Consider the following 1,219-nt stretch of genomic DNA (forward strand, 5'->3'; position numbering starts at 1 on the left):
CAGTGAACCAGAAGCTGGAAAAGACGTCGAACAACTCCAGCTTGTCGAATAGCGGGCCGAGGGTTGGCTGCGCCGCGATGTACTGGGAAACTTTCTGTACGTTGAGATTTCGCTGAGGCAACATAGCACCGGGAAGTGCTGCGAGCGCCAAGAGGAACAGGAGCACGAGCGCGGTACTCATCGACGTCAACCTGCGCCAATTCTGGCGCAGTAGCCGAACGCTTTCTCGGATCATCAGTCTCGGGAGGCGACGGATGCGACCTCCCGCGGTGGCGCTATCTGTCATATCGGCAACACGACCGAACTGACGAATTCGTTGCGCAACCAGCCGACGAACATGCCCCACACGCCGGTGACCAGTGCGAGCCCGACAGCGACGAGCATTATTCCGCCGACGATCTGAATCGTCCGTGAATGGCGTTTGAGCCACCCGACGCCGCGGAGCGCCTTCGCCGACCCGAACGCCAGCACGATAAACGGAAGTCCCAATCCCAGACAGTAGGCGACAATCAGTATCACGCCCCGCGCTGCTGTCGTGCCTTCAGTTCCGGCCGCAACCGAAATAACCCCAGCGAGGGTGGGGCCGAGACACGGTGTCCAACCCAACGCGAACACGCCCCCCAACAAGGGAGCGCCGGCAAGGGATGAGATACGCCGCGGGGCGAACCGTGCGTCTTTCTGCAAGGCAGGAATCAAGCCGATGAACGTCAACCCCATCACGATGGTGATCACACCACCCACCCGTTGGAGCAGGTCTTCGTTGATACGAAGGGTGCCGATCACCCCGAACACCGACGCGGTGGCGAGAACGAACACCACGGTGAATCCGGCAACGAACATCGTTGCCGCGCCGGTAACCCGCCATCTGCCTGCAGGTTCCGAGGTCTCGTCGCCACGGGTCACCGCTGGAGAATCAGCTCCGGAAATGCCGGCCAGATACGACAGATATCCGGGAACGAGCGGCACCACACACGGCGATGCGAACGACACCAGACCGGCCAGAATGCACGCTGCTACGGCGAGCAGTAACGGGCCGCTCGCGGCGGCTGTCTGGAAGCTGGACCCGACACCTTGGGCGAGTTCGTTCACCGCTCGGCCGCCACACGCTCGATGACCGGTTGCAGATCCTCGGTGAGAAGTGCGCGAAGAAACACAGCGGCGACGCGCTGTCTGCGATCCAACACCAAGGTGGAGGGAATCACGCTTGTCGGATAGTTTC

General features: G+C 61.6%; 2 protein-coding genes and 1 pseudogene. All 3 read right to left on the reverse strand.

The features are described 5' to 3' along the window. Positions 1-235, reverse strand: a 235-nt coding sequence (locus G9U53_RS34335; RefSeq protein ID WP_165639979.1) for a cytochrome c biogenesis protein ResB, incomplete at its 3' end; no start/stop codon positions are given. Positions 236-282: 47 nt separating this feature from the next. Then, a complete protein-coding gene (locus G9U53_RS34340) occupies positions 283-1,089 on the reverse strand; it encodes a cytochrome c biogenesis CcdA family protein (RefSeq protein WP_011133458.1) in 807 nt (268 codons plus the stop codon). Next, positions 1,086-1,219 (reverse strand): annotated as a pseudogene (locus G9U53_RS34345) (TlpA family protein disulfide reductase); the annotation flags it as partial. The pseudogene G9U53_RS34345 and the gene G9U53_RS34340, both read right to left, overlap by 4 nt.

Source organism: Rhodococcus sp. D-46, from assembly GCF_011290655.1.
Lineage (GTDB): Bacteria > Actinomycetota > Actinomycetes > Mycobacteriales > Mycobacteriaceae > Rhodococcus_F > Rhodococcus_F qingshengii.